General features: G+C 56.7%; 10 protein-coding genes. 7 read left to right on the top strand and 3 right to left on the bottom strand.

What is annotated here, in order from left to right:
• Nucleotides 1-7: 7 nt before the first annotated feature.
• Complete coding sequence (locus RE6C_RS10995) at nucleotides 8-1,141, top strand: VWA domain-containing protein (RefSeq protein WP_039961792.1); 1,134 nt, start codon at nucleotides 8-10, stop codon at nucleotides 1,139-1,141.
• A 45-nt stretch (nucleotides 1,142-1,186) separates the two neighbouring features.
• Nucleotides 1,187-1,804, top strand: coding sequence for a TadE/TadG family type IV pilus assembly protein (locus tag RE6C_RS10990; protein ID WP_081605622.1), 618 nt, complete (start codon nucleotides 1,187-1,189; stop codon nucleotides 1,802-1,804).
• Nucleotides 1,805-2,161: 357 nt separating this feature from the next.
• Here the strand turns inward: RE6C_RS10990 and RE6C_RS10985 are convergent, their stop codons facing one another.
• Complete coding sequence (locus tag RE6C_RS10985) at nucleotides 2,162-3,061, bottom strand: SDR family oxidoreductase (protein WP_008656595.1); 900 nt, start codon at nucleotides 3,059-3,061, stop codon at nucleotides 2,162-2,164.
• A gap of 343 nt (nucleotides 3,062-3,404) precedes the next feature.
• Between RE6C_RS10985 and RE6C_RS10980 the strand changes: the two genes are divergently transcribed.
• The 3 genes from RE6C_RS10980 (at nucleotide 3,405) to RE6C_RS10970 (ending at nucleotide 7,941) form a co-directional block, all read left to right on the top strand.
• A complete protein-coding gene (locus RE6C_RS10980) occupies nucleotides 3,405-4,655 on the top strand; it encodes a S1C family serine protease (protein ID WP_008656592.1) in 1,251 nt (416 codons plus the stop codon).
• Complete coding sequence (locus RE6C_RS10975) at nucleotides 4,645-5,769, top strand: PDZ domain-containing protein (RefSeq protein WP_008656590.1); 1,125 nt, start codon at nucleotides 4,645-4,647, stop codon at nucleotides 5,767-5,769. The genes RE6C_RS10980 and RE6C_RS10975 overlap by 11 nt, the downstream gene beginning before the upstream one ends.
• A 111-nt stretch (nucleotides 5,770-5,880) precedes the next feature.
• Complete coding sequence (locus RE6C_RS10970; RefSeq protein WP_236618110.1) at nucleotides 5,881-7,941, top strand: hypothetical protein; 2,061 nt, start codon at nucleotides 5,881-5,883, stop codon at nucleotides 7,939-7,941.
• A 272-nt stretch (nucleotides 7,942-8,213) separates the two neighbouring features.
• On the opposite strand, the gene RE6C_RS10960 is transcribed toward RE6C_RS10970, so the two are convergent.
• Nucleotides 8,214-8,396: a hypothetical protein gene (locus RE6C_RS10960; RefSeq protein WP_037251833.1), complete on the bottom strand. Its 183-nt coding sequence runs from the start codon at nucleotides 8,394-8,396 to the stop codon at nucleotides 8,214-8,216.
• Between the two features lie 228 nt (nucleotides 8,397-8,624).
• Between RE6C_RS10960 and RE6C_RS10955 the strand changes: the two genes are divergently transcribed.
• The gene (locus RE6C_RS10955) at nucleotides 8,625-9,341 is read left to right on the top strand and encodes a DUF3467 domain-containing protein (protein WP_236618109.1); all 717 of its coding nucleotides are present in this window, start codon (nucleotides 8,625-8,627) and stop codon (nucleotides 9,339-9,341) included.
• A 224-nt stretch (nucleotides 9,342-9,565) separates the two neighbouring features.
• Here the strand turns inward: RE6C_RS10955 and RE6C_RS10945 are convergent, their stop codons facing one another.
• Nucleotides 9,566-10,504, bottom strand: coding sequence for a proline racemase family protein (locus RE6C_RS10945; protein WP_236618108.1), 939 nt, complete (start codon nucleotides 10,502-10,504; stop codon nucleotides 9,566-9,568).
• Between the two features lie 206 nt (nucleotides 10,505-10,710).
• On the opposite strand from RE6C_RS10945, the gene RE6C_RS10935 reads away from it, so the two are divergent.
• The gene (locus tag RE6C_RS10935) at nucleotides 10,711-15,195 is read left to right on the top strand and encodes a DUF885 family protein (RefSeq protein WP_008656578.1); all 4,485 of its coding nucleotides are present in this window, start codon (nucleotides 10,711-10,713) and stop codon (nucleotides 15,193-15,195) included.
• Nucleotides 15,196-15,252 lie beyond the last annotated feature (57 nt).

Below are 15,252 nucleotides of genomic sequence, written 5' to 3'. Positions count from 1 at the left end.
CATTTTGATGCCCCAGATGAAAAATCAATCCAGACAACGTTCCGGTGCTGTCATCGTTTTGCTGGTGATCATGTTGCCAGTGTTGTTGATCCTGGCGGCTTACGTGATCAACGTTGCCTATGTTGAGGCCGTTACGGCGGACAGCCAAGTGGTGACCGATGCGGCGGTGTGCGCAGCCGGTCGCGTTTACATCCAAACCGGTGATAAAGACGCCGCTCTCGCGGCAGCTCGCGATGCCGCGGAACGCAATCCTGTTGCGGGGCAAGTTGTGCCGATCAATATGTCCGATTTAGAGTTCGGGATCAGTCTGCGTGAAAGTCTGGACGAAGGCTACAGTTTCCAACCGTTGTCCGATGACGCTGAGTTTGGCAATGCCGTGCGATTGACAACGTTGTCGCTTTCCAACTCGCCACAGCCTGTCTTTTCGCCGTTGTTCCCGACAATGGGAACCAACCTGGAGATCCGTCCGCAACGTGTGGCCGTTAGTACACAAAGCACGATGGATGTCGCTCTCGTGATCGACCGGAGTGGTTCGATGGCGTACGCGAATGACGAGACTCCTGATCCATACGTCAATCCGGTGGCCGCTCCACCCGGTTGGGCTTACGGTGACCCTGTTCCTCCGAACTCTCGCTGGTTGGACTTGGTCGCTTCGGTCAATGCTTTCAATGGATTCTTGGCCGATTCACCACAGTATGAAAAGCTTTGTTTGGCGACCTATTCGGACAACGCGAATCGCAATTGTGACCTGACACACAACTACACAGAAATTTCCAATCAATTGGATGCGATCTCCTATCAGTTTGACGGTGGAGGAACAAGCGTCGGCTATGGCTTGCAACACGGTTTGGCTGCACTGACAGACGCCAATCATGCTCGCAAATTCGCGGTTCGCGTGATGGTGTTGATGACGGACGGTCACCACAACACCGGTCTGAGTCCCGAGAGCATGGTCTACCACCTGAAGAACAGTGGAGTGACGTTGTTCACGATCACATTCAGCGACGAGGCCGATCAATCAAGGATGTCGAACTTGTCGAACGCATGTGGAGGCGAGAACTTTCACGCGACGGATGCCAGCCAATTGCAAAACGCGTTTCAAAAGATCGCGAAGAAACTGCCGTCTTTGATGACGCAGTGACATCAATGCCCAATCTTGTTTGAATTCTTTTAGTGACATCGCACCATGCTTGAACTGCTGCACTCAAAATTTCGTTCGCACGCGTCCGCGCGTCGGGGAGCGACGGTGGTAGAAATGGCGGTCGTTTCGACGGTCTTGTTCACCATCTTGGTTTCAGGCATCGAGTTGACGCGTGTCACGATGCTTCGACACTCTGCCGATCATGCCGCCTACATTGGTGCTCGGCGAGGAATCATCACCGGCGCGACCACGTCGAACGTCGAGGATGTGGTCCAAGGCCACATGGACGCGATTGGGATTCGCAACGCGACCGTGACTGTCATTCCCGAAGAAATCACCGAAGCGACGACCCAGGTCGAGGTGGAAGTGGGGATTCCTTTGGCGATGAACACTTGGATCAGTCCAGAACTGTTTGGAAAGAATTTGAAAGGGCGAGCGCGGTTGCTGACCGAACGTGCGGCGATGGTAATGAGTCAATCGATGCCGACGCCTCCGCCCCCGCCCCCACCACCGCCGCCAGAACCTGAGCCGGAACCGGAACCGGAACCGGAACCAAATCCTGAGCCGGAGCCTGAACCCAACCCGACTCCTGAACCGGCTCCCGAACCCGAGCCGGAACCAGAACCTGAACCGCCACCACCGCCGCCGCCACCATTGTTGTAGAGGTCGTGCAGTTTTGAAGTGCCGTACTCGCAAGGTTGAAATCACCCTCCTGAACGCAGTTGGGGAGGGTCGGAATGCGAGCGTTCAGCGAGAATTCCGGGGAGGGTAGTGCGCACCTTTTTACATGCTCTGCCCCCTCCCTCACGTACGCCTGAACGGCGTCGCTTGACCTCTCCCCAAACTTCGTTTCGGGAGAGGTGCGGTGCGCGAAAACAGCATAAATAGCTGCATCAACAAACTACGCGATCTCCGTACGCTGGAGTGGCAGAGCGTTCTGCCTTTGCGGAACGATCGTTGGTCAAGCGGTCGTCCCTCGCGGTCCTTCGTTTGACGTGTGCGACCGCGAGTTGGTCCGGCTTATTTCAGGGCGTCGTTTTGCAGAACATCGCGAAGACCTTCGCGATAGGTTGGGAATTGCATCTGCGGAAGCAAGTCGCGGCGAACGCGACGGTTCCAAATTCGTTTGTCCGTTTCACTACGGAAACGAACTCCGGAATCCACCGTTGGCTCCACGAATGTCGGTTCCGCCGATCGGGTCGCACGTGCGATCTCTCGGTAGAACTCTCGTCGCACGACTGGTTGGTCGTCTGCCACCACGTAAAGCGGTGAGCGTGCTCGCGATGCGAACCGCTGGTTGTCGAAACTGTTCATCACCGTAGTCGCCGCATCGTCGACATGGATCAAATTGAGATGTCCATGAGGCGGCGATGCGATGGGACGCTTGGCGATCACGTCGGCGGCACGGGGGACTCGTCCGGGGCCGTAGATGCCTGCCAAACGAAGTGTTGTGGTGGGACGGCCGACCCGGAGTGAACGCAGCTTGGCTTCCGCTGCCAAGTGAGCTTTGCCGCCTTCGCGTGATGGATGTGTGGGCGACGTTTCATCGACCCACACGCCGCCGGTTTGGTGGTAGACGCCGGTCGTGCTGATGTAACACACGTCGGCGGATTGATGTTCTGGAATACCATTGTCCAAGTGCCGAACCAAACGCGCCAAGCCATCGACTTGCGATGCGAATCGGTCCACGCGGCTGTTTCGATCGTACGCGACAGCGATCAACACGTGAGTCGTTGTCGGCAGGCGTTTGAGGGTGCGAGAATCGTTCCAATCGAACGCGATGGGGTGAAAACCTTCGGCGGCCAATGTTTCGAAACGACTGCGAGTGGTCGCGTGGACTTGCCATCCCGATTGCTGGGCCAACCGGCCGGCTCGCAGACCCAAGTAACCGCAACCGACGATGAGCAACGAATTCGACATGGGGTGGGTGTAACGCGCGGAAAGTGGATGGAAACGCGTGGGCTCACCAAACTGTCGCGATTGGCGGCGGATTCGCGAGAAAACTGCAACTAAAATGAACGGACAGCGAACGATTGGTTTCGTGGCGACATCCAAGGGCTCGTTCGCGGACATTGTTCGCCAATGTGCGGCCGACCCACTGGATTCCGCCGAGAGTGTTGATTCGCGACGATAGGGTGGTTTGGTCCGATTGCACGCGTTGCAGCGGCACTTTATCGCCTGAACAAGATTGTCGCGACCGCCGAGACCTTGAACCAAGAGCTGGTTGGTGGGGTACAATGGGGACCGTCCGTCTTTCCTCCTGATGAATCACGCGATGCCATTTCACGACACGCTCGGACTGAGGCTGGTTGCCAGTTGTTTTCTGTTCGCTCTGGCGATGCCCCAACCGGTGAGTCCCGCGCAGGTTGTTAGCGGAGTTCCCTCGGCAATTGGCGGTGCGCCTCCGTTGCCACCGGGCGCGACCTTGGTGCCTCCGCGACAAAGTTACGGGGCTTCTCCCGACATCACGTCGCAAAGGTTGATCCCACCGGGATCGGTCAACCAGAACGATTTTGCGCAAGAGTCCGCCTCGGACGCTTTTGACAGCCGAACCGGCGGCACCTTCATCGAGCCGCCAACTGAATTGCGGCGATTGATTTCGGATGGTGGTGTGCCAACTTCCTTGGATCAGTTGCGTTCGCTGCAGAGGCAACAACAAAACGTCGCCGCGGCCGCGGAAGCATGCACGGTCAGCGTCCAGATTGGACCGGCTCAAGGTTGTGGCGTGATCATCACTCCAACCGGCTACGTCTTGACCGCCGCTCACGTCGCGATGCGTCCGGGCAAGTCCGCCATGCTGACGCTCAATGACGGCCGGACGGTATCCGCGAAAACGTTGGGGATGAATCGCAGTGTTGATGCGGGGCTGATGAAAATTGACCCGGGACAAAACTCCCGCGACTCGGCGGGACGAGAGATCGGATGGCCACATGCATCGCTTGGGACCAGTGAAAATCTGAAGTCGGGTATGTGGTGCATCGCGACGGGACATCCTGGTGGCTACGAGGCTGAACGAGGCATGGTGACTCGGGTTGGTCGAATTTTGGCTGTGTACCCGGATCGAATCGTCACGGATTGTGCTTTGATCGGTGGTGACTCCGGTGGACCGTTGTTTGATCTGTCCGGCAAATTGATCGCCGTCCACAGCCGGATTGGAAATGATGTCGCCGACAACTTGCATGTCCCCGTCGATCACTACAATGAACACTGGGACAGAATGCAGGGCGGCAACGCCTGGGGATATCTGCCGGGATTTCGTCCGGTGCTTGGGATCCGTGGCAACAGCGAAGGTGGGATCGCCAACGTTGTTCGAGTCGGTCCGGGATCACCGGCTGATCAAGGCGGCATTCGAGCGGGTGACCAAGTCATCACGTTTGGCGAAGTGGATATCACCGATTTTGAATCATTGAAGGCCGCGGTTTCAGACACGATGCCCGGTGAACGAGTGAAGATTTGGCTGCGACGTGACGGCCAACCTGTGAAAGTGATTGTGGAGATTGGCCGTGGCGATTGATTTGCAAATGACATCCTGGAAGCGATCACTGCTCCGTACGTTCGCCTTGATGGCAACCGTTGCGTTGGTGAACGTGTCGCTCGCCGGTGTGGTCGTCGCGCAAGAAGAAACGTCAGTCCCGGCTTGGTTGCAAGAACGCTTGGTCGAGCGTGTCATGCATCGCCGCGACAACGGCGAGATGATGCAATTGGTTCGTCCAATCGCCGAGAGTGTTAGCGATGGAGTGGTCGGTGTGATCTGCGGCGGGCGTCCAGTTTCACTGGGCACGGTAGTCGCTCGATCGAGTCTGCATGTGGGTGCATCCGTTCCGACGACGGATGCGTACGTGATCACCAAGCGAAGCGAATTGTCCAACGATCCCATCCGAGTCCGTTTGCGGGATGGGCGGATGTTTCCGGCACGAGTCGCCGCGGTCCGCCGTCGCAGCGATTTGGCTTTGTTGGTGATCGAACGCGACAGCACCGGCACCCTTCCAATGCTTCGGCCGGTGACTCTGACATCCAAGGTTCCTACCGTGGGAAGCTTTTTGATCAGCCCGGATCGGACCAATCGTGTCATTGGTTTGGGTGTGATGGGGGCAGGACCACGCCGGGTTGCTTACCGAGGAATGCTTGGCGTTCAACTGAATTCGAGAGCGTCGACCGCGGGCGCCCAAGTCGAACAAATTTTGCCCAACAGCAGTGCTTCCGAAGCCGGGTTGGAATCCGGAGACCGGATCATCGCGATCAACGGACAAATGCAAAACAACCGAGATTCGGTGATGTCGACGCTGCGGATGGTTTTCCCGGGTGAGATCGTTCAGCTCACGATCGTTCGCGATGGTGACACGAAAGAGGTCTCGGCAAAAATGCGTGAAGCGGCGATCGTGCAAGAATCTGAAAACGATGCTCGCGTCAACGGCGCTCGAAACATTCGGTTGTCCGGATTCGAAGAAGCGTTGCAGCACGACACGGTTCTCAACCCCGATCAATGCGGCGGACCTTTGCTCAACAGCGACGGGCAAGTCATCGGGGTCAACATCGCTCGTGCCGGACGAGTGGTTAGTTACGCGTTGCCGTCGTCGTTGGTGACGGTGGAAGTTTCCAGCATGATCGCGGAAGCGGGTGGGAAGTGATCGTTGGTTGACGAGGCATCCTCCGGCGGCGATTTCCGACCTTTCGCAGTTCAGTGCGTCAGTTGCCAGTCTCGATTGAAGGTCAGCAATCCGAGCTTGATTGGCACGATTGTGAATTGCCCCAAGTGCAATTCCTTTGTGCAAATCGATCCGCCGCAACACGCCACCAACGTGGCTCAACCCAGTCCGCCTTCACCTCCTCGCGTCACTCTTGGTGATGAATCCATCGGCAGCGAGGCGATGACGGAAGCGGGCATGTCGGTCGGCGACTTGCCCACCGAATCGTCCGTAGCCGCTGGTGATCCTGGTCCGCTGATCGCTCCGCCGTTGGCGAGCGAAACATCGTTTGAGTCTGACGAAGGCGTTTTGCCGGAGACGACCAGCGATTCGGAAACCAATTCGATGGCATCGCCCGGCGGTGTCGATCCAAACGAGTTGTACCAAGCTCGTCGAAGCGGGACATCAAAATCAGTCGCGATGTGGATCGTCGGTTCGCTGCTCAGCGTCTCGGTCATGGCAGGCTTGTTCATTTGGTTTCGTCAGCCCGATCAAACCGCGGGTCTGGCGACGACAGGGCCGGGGCTTGTGTCGAATACGTCCGACGAACCCATTGAAAATGGGGCCGCCAATGTATCGGCCGATTCCGAAGCGGACATTGAATCGAACGGGAACGATCCGGCGATCAGTCCAAAAGTCGACGTCATTGATGCTGGTGCATCGGTGGAAAACGGACCGGACGCGGTTGGAACGTCAGCGGACACCGCCGGCGGCGATCCAATGTCCGACGGCAAGATGTCTGACGCGAATACGGACTCGGGTGCTTTGGATGCGGGCGGTTCGGACGTGCCGGGAGTTCCCAACGACTTGATGCCTCGAAGCCCACTCGACGGTCCGCCCGCTGTTCTCGGACGTGATCAACCAAACGCCGGTCCTGTCACGAAACCACCGCCAACGGAATCAGAACCTGACCCAGTGATGGAGTTGCCGCCTGAATTCGCTCAGTTTCAAATGTTGCTGGAGATGCCCGGGCAGGCTCCCGATGCTCCGCCGATGTCAGAAGCTCCGGTGTTGGAAGACGTCGTTCTGGACATCGCCGCAGACGAGTTTGTCGATCCAATGTTGATCGCGACGCCGCCGGAGGAAATCAACATCGAGACGGCGCTGAAGATGCGTTTGGCGGTCAGCACCAAGGGTTACCCTTTGTCGGATCTGATTTTGTTTCTTGGCGAAGCAACGTTGATCCCGATTCAATTGGATTGGGTCTCGATGGATCTGGCGGATGTTGATTTGAGGCAGCCCGTCGCCACCGACTCCAAAGGAATGACCACGATCGGCCAGTTGCTCGGCCGCGCCGCTCGGTCGGCGGGATTGGAGATCGAAACCGAAGAGGATCGGCTGACGTTGACGTTGCCGATGGACATGCTTCAGGCGAAAACGAAATCGCTGATCGAACTGGAAGACTTTGGTAACGAACGTGGGTCCGCGGAAAAGCTTCTCGATCAACTGAACGCGGTGGTTGAACTCGAACCCAGAGACGCATTGCATTTGCGTTGTTTGACGACGGAATCTTTGCGGCGGCTGCGACAGCACGAGCCTCTGCTCAGCGACAATGTGATGTCGCGATGGTCGGCCGCGTACACTCACAAGCCGACCGAAAAGCTTGTCGATGATGGTCTGCCCCCGGCATGGCGAGTGCTCAGTGAGGGCAAGACAGGGGCGCAACTCGACACCGCGATCGCGATGGCTGGTTTGTTGAGGCGAACGTCTCGAATCAACGATGCGACTTGCGTGATCAACTGGAACGATGCTCAGCGCCGTCGTTTGTCGCCAGGGCAATTGGTGATGGCCTATGCCGGTGAATCTGGGAACGAAGTCTCGGCGGGCGAGATGTTGGAGCGAGTCCTGGATCCGATGGGGCTGCAGGTACGAGAAGTTGATTCATCGCACTGGTGGGTTGGAACATCGGCAACCTATGACCGTCTGCCGGTCGTTGTCCGAAGTGAGCCTCTGGGGCCACGCCGCGATGATGTGCTGCACCGAATTCGCGAATCAGCTCGATTGGTAGGCGCCAGTTTGGCGATTGAACACGATCCAGTCTCAGATGGCTTCTTGGCAGTGATGCCAAGGTTTCTCTACCGTCAATTGCCAAAGATCATCGGTCCCGAACTTTGATTCGGCGATTGATCAATTGTCTGTATCAGGATGACAAGACCAATTCGCTCGGCAGCGTTGGTTGCTGCGGGCTGCTAGGCGTTCCGGGAAATGAGACCGGGAAGATAAGAAAGGGGCGGTTGTTGGCAACCGCGCCATTCATTTCGTTTGAATTTTCAGAAACCAACCGTGGCAGAAGGTTGGTGGTCGTTTGCCAAAAGATGTGTTTGGCAGTTTGGGTAAGACGCGTCGAGCGTAAGGATCCCAGAATGGTTTCGCTCGACTCCGTCGAATTACTTGGCGGCCAGAGTGCGAAGTTCTTCGAGTTCAACTGTCAAACGGTGACGCAAAGGGCTCTCGTCACGCAGTTCACGCTCGAGCAACTCTTCTGCTTGGTCGAAAGTTTCTTCCGTGCATTTCTTGGGTTCGGCGACAAGTTCACGGAACATGCGTTCGATGGTGGCTTCAGTTAACACGGCGGGGACCTTCAACGGGGATGCGGGGTGATTAATGGTCTGTCCATCTTAAGATGGCGCAGAGTGATCGCAAGTGCAAACAAACAGTCGACTTTCAACTTGGATCGGAATGTGCCCTATCCCCCACCAATGAGGAGATCGAAGCATCCAGTCCCGACGACAGATGAACTTTCTGTCGATAGAATGGCGTCGGTTGTCTCCTTTCGCTTCCTCGCAATTGCGGTCCCGATGAATTCTGACACGCCTTCTGAGCCTCCCTTTGACGGTCCACCCAACGACGACAATGGGTCCGGTGACACTCCACCCGGCGATGGTCAACTCGGCGGCGGCCAATGGGGTGACGGCGTGCCGGAGGGCGGTCAACCCGCCGACGGCCAGCCCGGAACTCCGACGCCGGGCAGCAATCCCGCCGCCGAAAATCCAGCCGTTCGAGCCCGGGTTCCTGATCATGTTGCCGGTGGTTGTTTCAGCACCGGCGCGATCGTGATGACTGGCCCCAGCGAATTCATCGTTGACTTTTTGCAGACCGTGGGTCGTCCCCACCGGGTCGCCGTTCGCGTGGTCATCCCGCACGCCGTGATGCCTCAGTTTGTCGACGCTTTGCAAAAGAATCTGGAGTTGTACAAAGGTCGCTTTGGCGATCCGGTGATGCCAACGCCGACACCCAATCCGAACGCGGAACAACGTCGACCGACTCCGCAAGAAATTTATGACGACTTGAAGCTACCCGATGAAGTGCTCAGCGGAACCTATGCCAACGGGGTCATGATCGGCCACGGTGCGACCGAGTTCGGCCTGGACTTCTTGACCAGCTTTTTCCCTCAGTCCGCCGTCAGTGCTCGCGTGTTCTTGGCGGCTGGCCAAGTCCCACGTTTGCTCGATTCACTCCGCGGTGCAACAAAGCAATTGGAAGACCGCCGCAAAGGCAACGAAGGCAATCAGTGACTTGAGTTCACTAGTTGTACGTTGGGCTTCCGAGCCCGACGAAGCGGTTGGTTGACCAGGCTGTCGATTCAATACGGTTCGCAGATGGAGCGATCAGCCGAGGGGCGATCGTCCTCGGTTACCGAGACGAACCGAATGCGATCGCGTTCTGGCTGAGTCAAGCAACCGGTTGTAACTCGACGGGCTTGGAATCCCATCGTACTGGCGATGCTCAGTGAGCCTTTTTATTCACGCTCGAACAGCAACGTTGTTTCGGCGATGACTTCTGCTGATCCGGTGAGCTTTGGGATCACGGCTCCGGATTCGTCGATCCGGTAGCTCGCTTCGAAGCAACTACCGGTGATCGATTCTTGTCGAAACGTTTCGCCGACTTCGAGTTTGCCGGCTGCTGCCAAACAAGCGACTTTGGCACTGGTTCCGGTGCCGCAAGGCGAGCGGTCATAGGCGTTGCCGGGGCACAACACAAAGTTCTTCGCGTCAGCCTTTTTGGATGGACCGACCAGTTCAATGTGGTCAATCTCGTCGCCGTCTTGGCCGGTGATCCCTTGATCAATCAACGCCGCTTTGATGCTCAGCGTCGTCGCCATCAGCTGACTGACGTTGCCCAGTTCCAATTGCAAACCATGATCGTCCACCAAGTAAAACCAATTGCCACCGTAGGCGATGTCGCCGGTGACGAATGTGTTGGCAAGACTTGGTGAACTGGGAACCTCGACGCGAACCGCGGATCGATAGCGTTCGCTCGCCACGTTTTCGAGCGAGACCGTTTTGCCGTCCGAATGCAATTCGACTTCGATGATTCCCACGGGAGTCTCCAAGCGATGGATCCCCGGCGGCAATCCTCCTTGCCACGCAAGCGTCGCAATGACACCGATTGTTGCGTGCCCGCACATCTGCAACACGCCCACGTTGTTGAAGAACACGACCCCCGCGAAACAGCTCGGATCAACGGGTTTGCACATCCACGCCCCCACGATGATGTCGTTGCCCCGAGGCTCGTTGACGATCGGGGCTCCCAACGCCTGGAAATTTTCGCGGAGGTACAGACGGCGTTCTGCCATCGTCTGCCCAACCAGCGTTTCTTCCATTCCGATCACCATGCGCGTCGGTTCCCCACCGGTGTGAGAATCCAACACCCGTACGCGTGCAGGCAGCATCTTCATTCCCGAATCAATGAGAGTAGGAGCAGGATCTCGCCATTGTCGGACGAATCATTCAAAGCGACGCATCGCCTCGTTCTGCTTGACTAAAGTGGACGCAAACCCGCGAAATCAATGGACTTGGAAGGCTCGTTCGTAGTGGGGGCCGAACAGAGCTCGATTGGCGGGGACGCAGCCCACTGAATCACGGTTCCACAGAACATATAGACATGAAATTGCAGTTTCACAATTGGATGCCTGGAATTTTTGCCGGACGATTGTCCGCGAGCGTTGCGTTTCGATTCGCGGCGTTGCTGCTCGGGTTGGCTGCCATTTCGGTCGCTGCTTCCGCGAACGCACAAGATTCTTCGTCGCCGCGACCACGCGTCATTCAGCAGACGTTGACGCCTCACTGGACCAATGACGATTCGTTTTGGTTCCGTCGTCAGAACGCGGATGGATCGTTCACCGGCATTCGAGTGGATGCCGAAACCGGCGAGATGACGGAGGTTGATTCCGAGAACAAAGAAATCACGCGAGACGCTGAACTTCGCGGCGGCCGGTCACCACGATCCGGTCGATCTGCCGAAGCCCACACCGAGATCACGTTCGTCAACCAAACCGATCAAGCGCTGCAATTGTTCTGGGTCGACAGCAGCGGCAAACGAGTCAAGTACGATTCGATCCCTGCGAAAGACACATTGGTTCGCACGACCTTCGCTGGGCACGTTTGGGAACTGGTCGGTGACAACCAAACTCGATTCGGTTACTTCGTCGCCGACATTGAACCGGCTCGCGTGGAAGTTTCAGAACCTGCCCGCGTGACACAACCTGAACCCGAACGCCGTGGACGCCGCCGTCGCGATTTTCAACGCGGCGACGATTGGTCCGCCGGAGTACCTGCCCCCGGGAACGACAAGGTCTTGGCTCGACTGTCAGAGGGACGGTTGCAATTGCGGCTTGCAGAATCGGATGAGTGGAAGACGTTGATCGAAGAATCTCAGTTGGCAGAATCCTTTGGTGATCACGCCGAGGAGTCCGCTCAACCGATGAGGTTGCAGTCGCCTCAATGGTCGCCCGACGGAACCGTGTTGCTGACACGAGCGGTCATTCCCTACGAGACTCAACCGGTTCACTTGGTCGAATCGTCGCCCAAGGCGGCCGGACGAGCGGTCCTGAAATCGCGTCCGTACTTGTTGCCTGGCGATCCAGTCGATGAGACTCGCTTGCTGTCGTTCAACGCGGAAACGGGTGAAGCAATTGAGCTGGATTTGCCTTGGATGTCCCAGCGTTTTTGGAACCTGCGGCTGGTCGGACCACACCGAGCTTTGCTAGCGGTGACCAAGCGGGGCCATCAACGGTTCCGCTTGTTCGATATCGACCTGTTGTCTGGCGAAGTCAAAACCGTCATCGATGAACAATCCGAAACGTTCATTTGGACCACTCATAAAACCGACCTGCCCCAATGGACTTACCTGGATGCCAGTGACGAAGTCATTTGGGTCAGTGAGAAAGACGGCTATCAACATCTGTACTTGGTCGATTTGTCCGGTGAAGGTGAGATCCGCCCAATCACAAGCGGCGAATTCGTCGTGCGTGGAATCGACAACATCGACGAAGAAAATCGCGTGCTTGATTTGGTGGTCAGTGGTGTGCATGAAGGCCAAGACCCGTATTTGAAGCATTACGCTCGGGTGGACTTCAGCGGAGAGAACTTCACCTTGTTGACTGACGGGAACGGGAATCACACCGCCACATTTTCACCCGATCGAAGTCGTTTGGTGGTCACTCATTCGCGGGTTGATTCGTTGCCCGTTCACGAGCTTCGTTCCGCTGATGGCAAACTGATTCAAACGCTGGCCAAAGCAACGGTCACGCCCGACGATGCCGAGCTGAACTTGCCGCAAGTCTTTTCTGCCAAGGGCCGGGACGGCGAAACCGACATCTGGGGATTGGCGTGTTTCCCCGAGGACTACGATCCCGCCGCTGACAAAAAGTATCCCGTTGTCGAGTACATCTACGCCGGACCTCACGATTCACACGTTCCCAAATCGTTCCGTTCGGCACCTTGGCACCGTGACTATTTGAACGCTGGTTTCATCGTTGTGCAGATCGACGGCATGGGGACCGCCAACCGATCCAAAGCCTTCCATGATGTGTGTTGGCACAACCTGAAGGATGCAGGTTTCCCCGATCGCATCGCCTGGATGAAGGCTCTCGCGATAGAGCATCCGGCGATGGATTTGGAACGAGTGGGCATCTTCGGAACGTCGGCTGGTGGCCAAAACACCGGATCCGCGTTGTTGTTCCACGGCGATTTCTATGACGCTGGCGTGGCGGCTTGTGGTTGCCACGACAACCGAATGGACAAAGCCTCTTGGAATGAACAGTGGATGGGCTATCCCGTCGGCGATCACTATTCCGAGTGCAGCAACATCGACAACGCGGCCAACCTGATCGGCGATCTGTTTTTGATCGTCGGCGAGCTCGACACGAACGTGCCACCGGAATCCACGCTGCGTTTCGCGGACGCATTGATCAAAGCGGGCAAGGACTTCGACATGCTGGTCATGCCGAACGTGGGGCACAGTGACGGCGGGAAGTACGGCAAGCGACGAACGTTGGACTTCTTCATCGAAAAGCTAGAACCCGGGAAGGAGATCGACAAATCGACCTCTGATTCCAGTGAGCCATCCGAAGAAGTTGCCACCGTGTTGATCGACTCGGAAAAACTGCAACCACAGATCGCTTGGATGGACATTCAAAATCACTACCAAACTGACCTGGAAACGCTGAAACGTCGTTTGCCAGTTCGCGTGGCGGAAGAACGTCTGTCGCAAACCGCCGCGTTTTTGGCTGCTTGGGAAAGCCAATTGCAGACGGCAATCGGTGCCGAAGGCGATGCCGCGTTGAGCGACGCGGACGCGGAAGTTGCTCACGAACTCCTTGCGGCTGTCGGTGATGAAAGGAAACAACTGAAAACGCTTGTTGCGTCGTCGGAAGAACTCCGCGAGTTGGCTCCCTTCACCGATCAATTGATCTCGCTGACGGATCTTTCCAATCGAGTGAAGCCATTGGATGGACAAGCGATGGCGGCTGAGATGGAAACGCTCAGCAAAACGCTGGATTCATCCCAACAGAAAGACAAGGATAAAACGGTCGCCGTCAGCCAACCGGTCATGGACGCCGCGGATGACTTGTTAGACGCGTACCAATCTTGGCAAACGTTCTACGAAGGCTATCACCCCGATTTCAATTGGTGGGTGCTCGATTTGGCCAAGGAAACCGGCAGCAAACTTCGGGCATGGAAAGAAGGCCTGACGGTTGACGAATCACTGACGGAAAAACTGTCCAAACGAGTCGCCAGCGATTCCATTGAATTGCCGTCGCCTGCGGAAACGTTCGTGTTCGGCGAAGCGTATCCGCCAATCGAAACATGGTCGCAACGAGAAGCGACTTGGATGCCATCGATCGTTCGGCGTTTCACTCGTCGCGGTCGCGATCGTGAAAAGAAGGCGGCACAGTTGCCACAGTGGAAAGAGGAGTTGGCGGCTTTGAAATTGGATGGCAAACCGTTCGAGGAATGGTCTCTGGACGATCAAGTCGATTGGCATCTTTTGACCGCTGAGGTCGAAACACGATTGGAACGCAAGCGAATCGAAGAGTCCGGTGAAAAGCTTGCTCCGGCAACCTCATCGGTCGAAAAGGATTTGTCCGGCACGCCGGTTGGCCGGGAACGAATCGAGTTGGAATTGCGGCGTCAGTTCATCGATCATTCGCCTGAGGAACTGATCGAATTGGCCGAGCAGGAATACGCGATTGTGCGATCCGAAATGGTTCGCGTTGCTCAAGACATGGGTTTGGGCGATGACTGGAAAGCCGCGGTGGAACGGATGAAGAATCACCACGTGGCACCGGGCCAACAGCCGGTTTTGATCGGCAAGATGGCTGACCAATCGGTCGAATGGTTGCGTAAACGTGACTGGATCACGGTCCCACCGTTCGCCGATTATTGCTGGCGGATGATCATGATGACTCCCGAGCGACAAAAGGTGAATCCATTCTTCACCGGTGGCGAAGTGATCAGCGTTTCATTCCCGACTTCGGAGATGTCACCGAGTGACAAACGCCAAAGCTTGCGAGGAAACAACATCGGATACGCTCGCGCGACGGTGCACCACGAGTTGATTCCCGGTCACCACTTGCAGATGTACAGCAATGAGCGGTTCCAACCTCACCGTCGCACGATGAGCACGCCGTTCTGGTTGGAAGGATTGGCCGTCTATTGGGAACTGAAACTGTATGACGATGGGTTCGCTCGCACTCCCGAAGAACGCATGGGGATGCTGGTTTGGCGAGCCCACCGGTGTGCACGAATCATCTTTTCGTTGAACTTTCACCTGGGGCGTTTTTCACCGGATCAGTGCGTCGATTTCTTGGTCGACAACGTTGGGTTTGAACGACGCAACGCGACCGCGGAAGTTCGACGCAGCATCGGTCCGAGCTACCCGCCGCTGTATCAAGCCGCGTACATGCTCGGTGCTTTGCAGATCCGTCAATTGCACCGTGAGATGGTTTTGTCGGGCGAGATGACCGAACGTGACTTCCACGATTCGATCATGGAAGCCGGAATGTTGCCCATCGCCATGTTGCGTCAGGTATTGAAGCAAGAACCGCTTCAAAGAGACGAACCACCACGCTGGAAATTCAACTGACGCCGTACGATGGTCTTCCAAGACCGTCGAGGCAGCAATCTCCGTACGATGGTCTTT

This window comes from Rhodopirellula europaea 6C (assembly GCF_000338295.1).
Classification (GTDB): domain Bacteria; phylum Planctomycetota; class Planctomycetia; order Pirellulales; family Pirellulaceae; genus Rhodopirellula; species Rhodopirellula europaea.
Note: the sequence above shows the minus strand (reverse complement) of the source record. Positions and strands in the feature narration are given on the sequence as shown.

What these genes read in the sequence shown, in the direction of transcription:
- RE6C_RS10995 (WP_039961792.1), top strand. Translation starts at nt 8, where the DNA reads ATGCCCCAGATGAAAAATCAATCCAGACAACGTTCCGGTGCTGTCATC.
- RE6C_RS10990 (WP_081605622.1), top strand. Translation starts at nt 1,187, where the DNA reads ATGCTTGAACTGCTGCACTCAAAATTTCGTTCGCACGCGTCCGCGCGT.
- RE6C_RS10985 (WP_008656595.1), bottom strand. Translation starts at nt 3,061, where the DNA reads ATGTCGAATTCGTTGCTCATCGTCGGTTGCGGTTACTTGGGTCTGCGA.
- RE6C_RS10980 (WP_008656592.1), top strand. Translation starts at nt 3,405, where the DNA reads ATGAATCACGCGATGCCATTTCACGACACGCTCGGACTGAGGCTGGTT.
- RE6C_RS10955 (WP_236618109.1), top strand. Translation starts at nt 8,625, where the DNA reads ATGAATTCTGACACGCCTTCTGAGCCTCCCTTTGACGGTCCACCCAAC.
- RE6C_RS10945 (WP_236618108.1), bottom strand. Translation starts at nt 10,504, where the DNA reads ATGAAGATGCTGCCTGCACGCGTACGGGTGTTGGATTCTCACACCGGT.
- RE6C_RS10935 (WP_008656578.1), top strand. Translation starts at nt 10,711, where the DNA reads ATGAAATTGCAGTTTCACAATTGGATGCCTGGAATTTTTGCCGGACGA.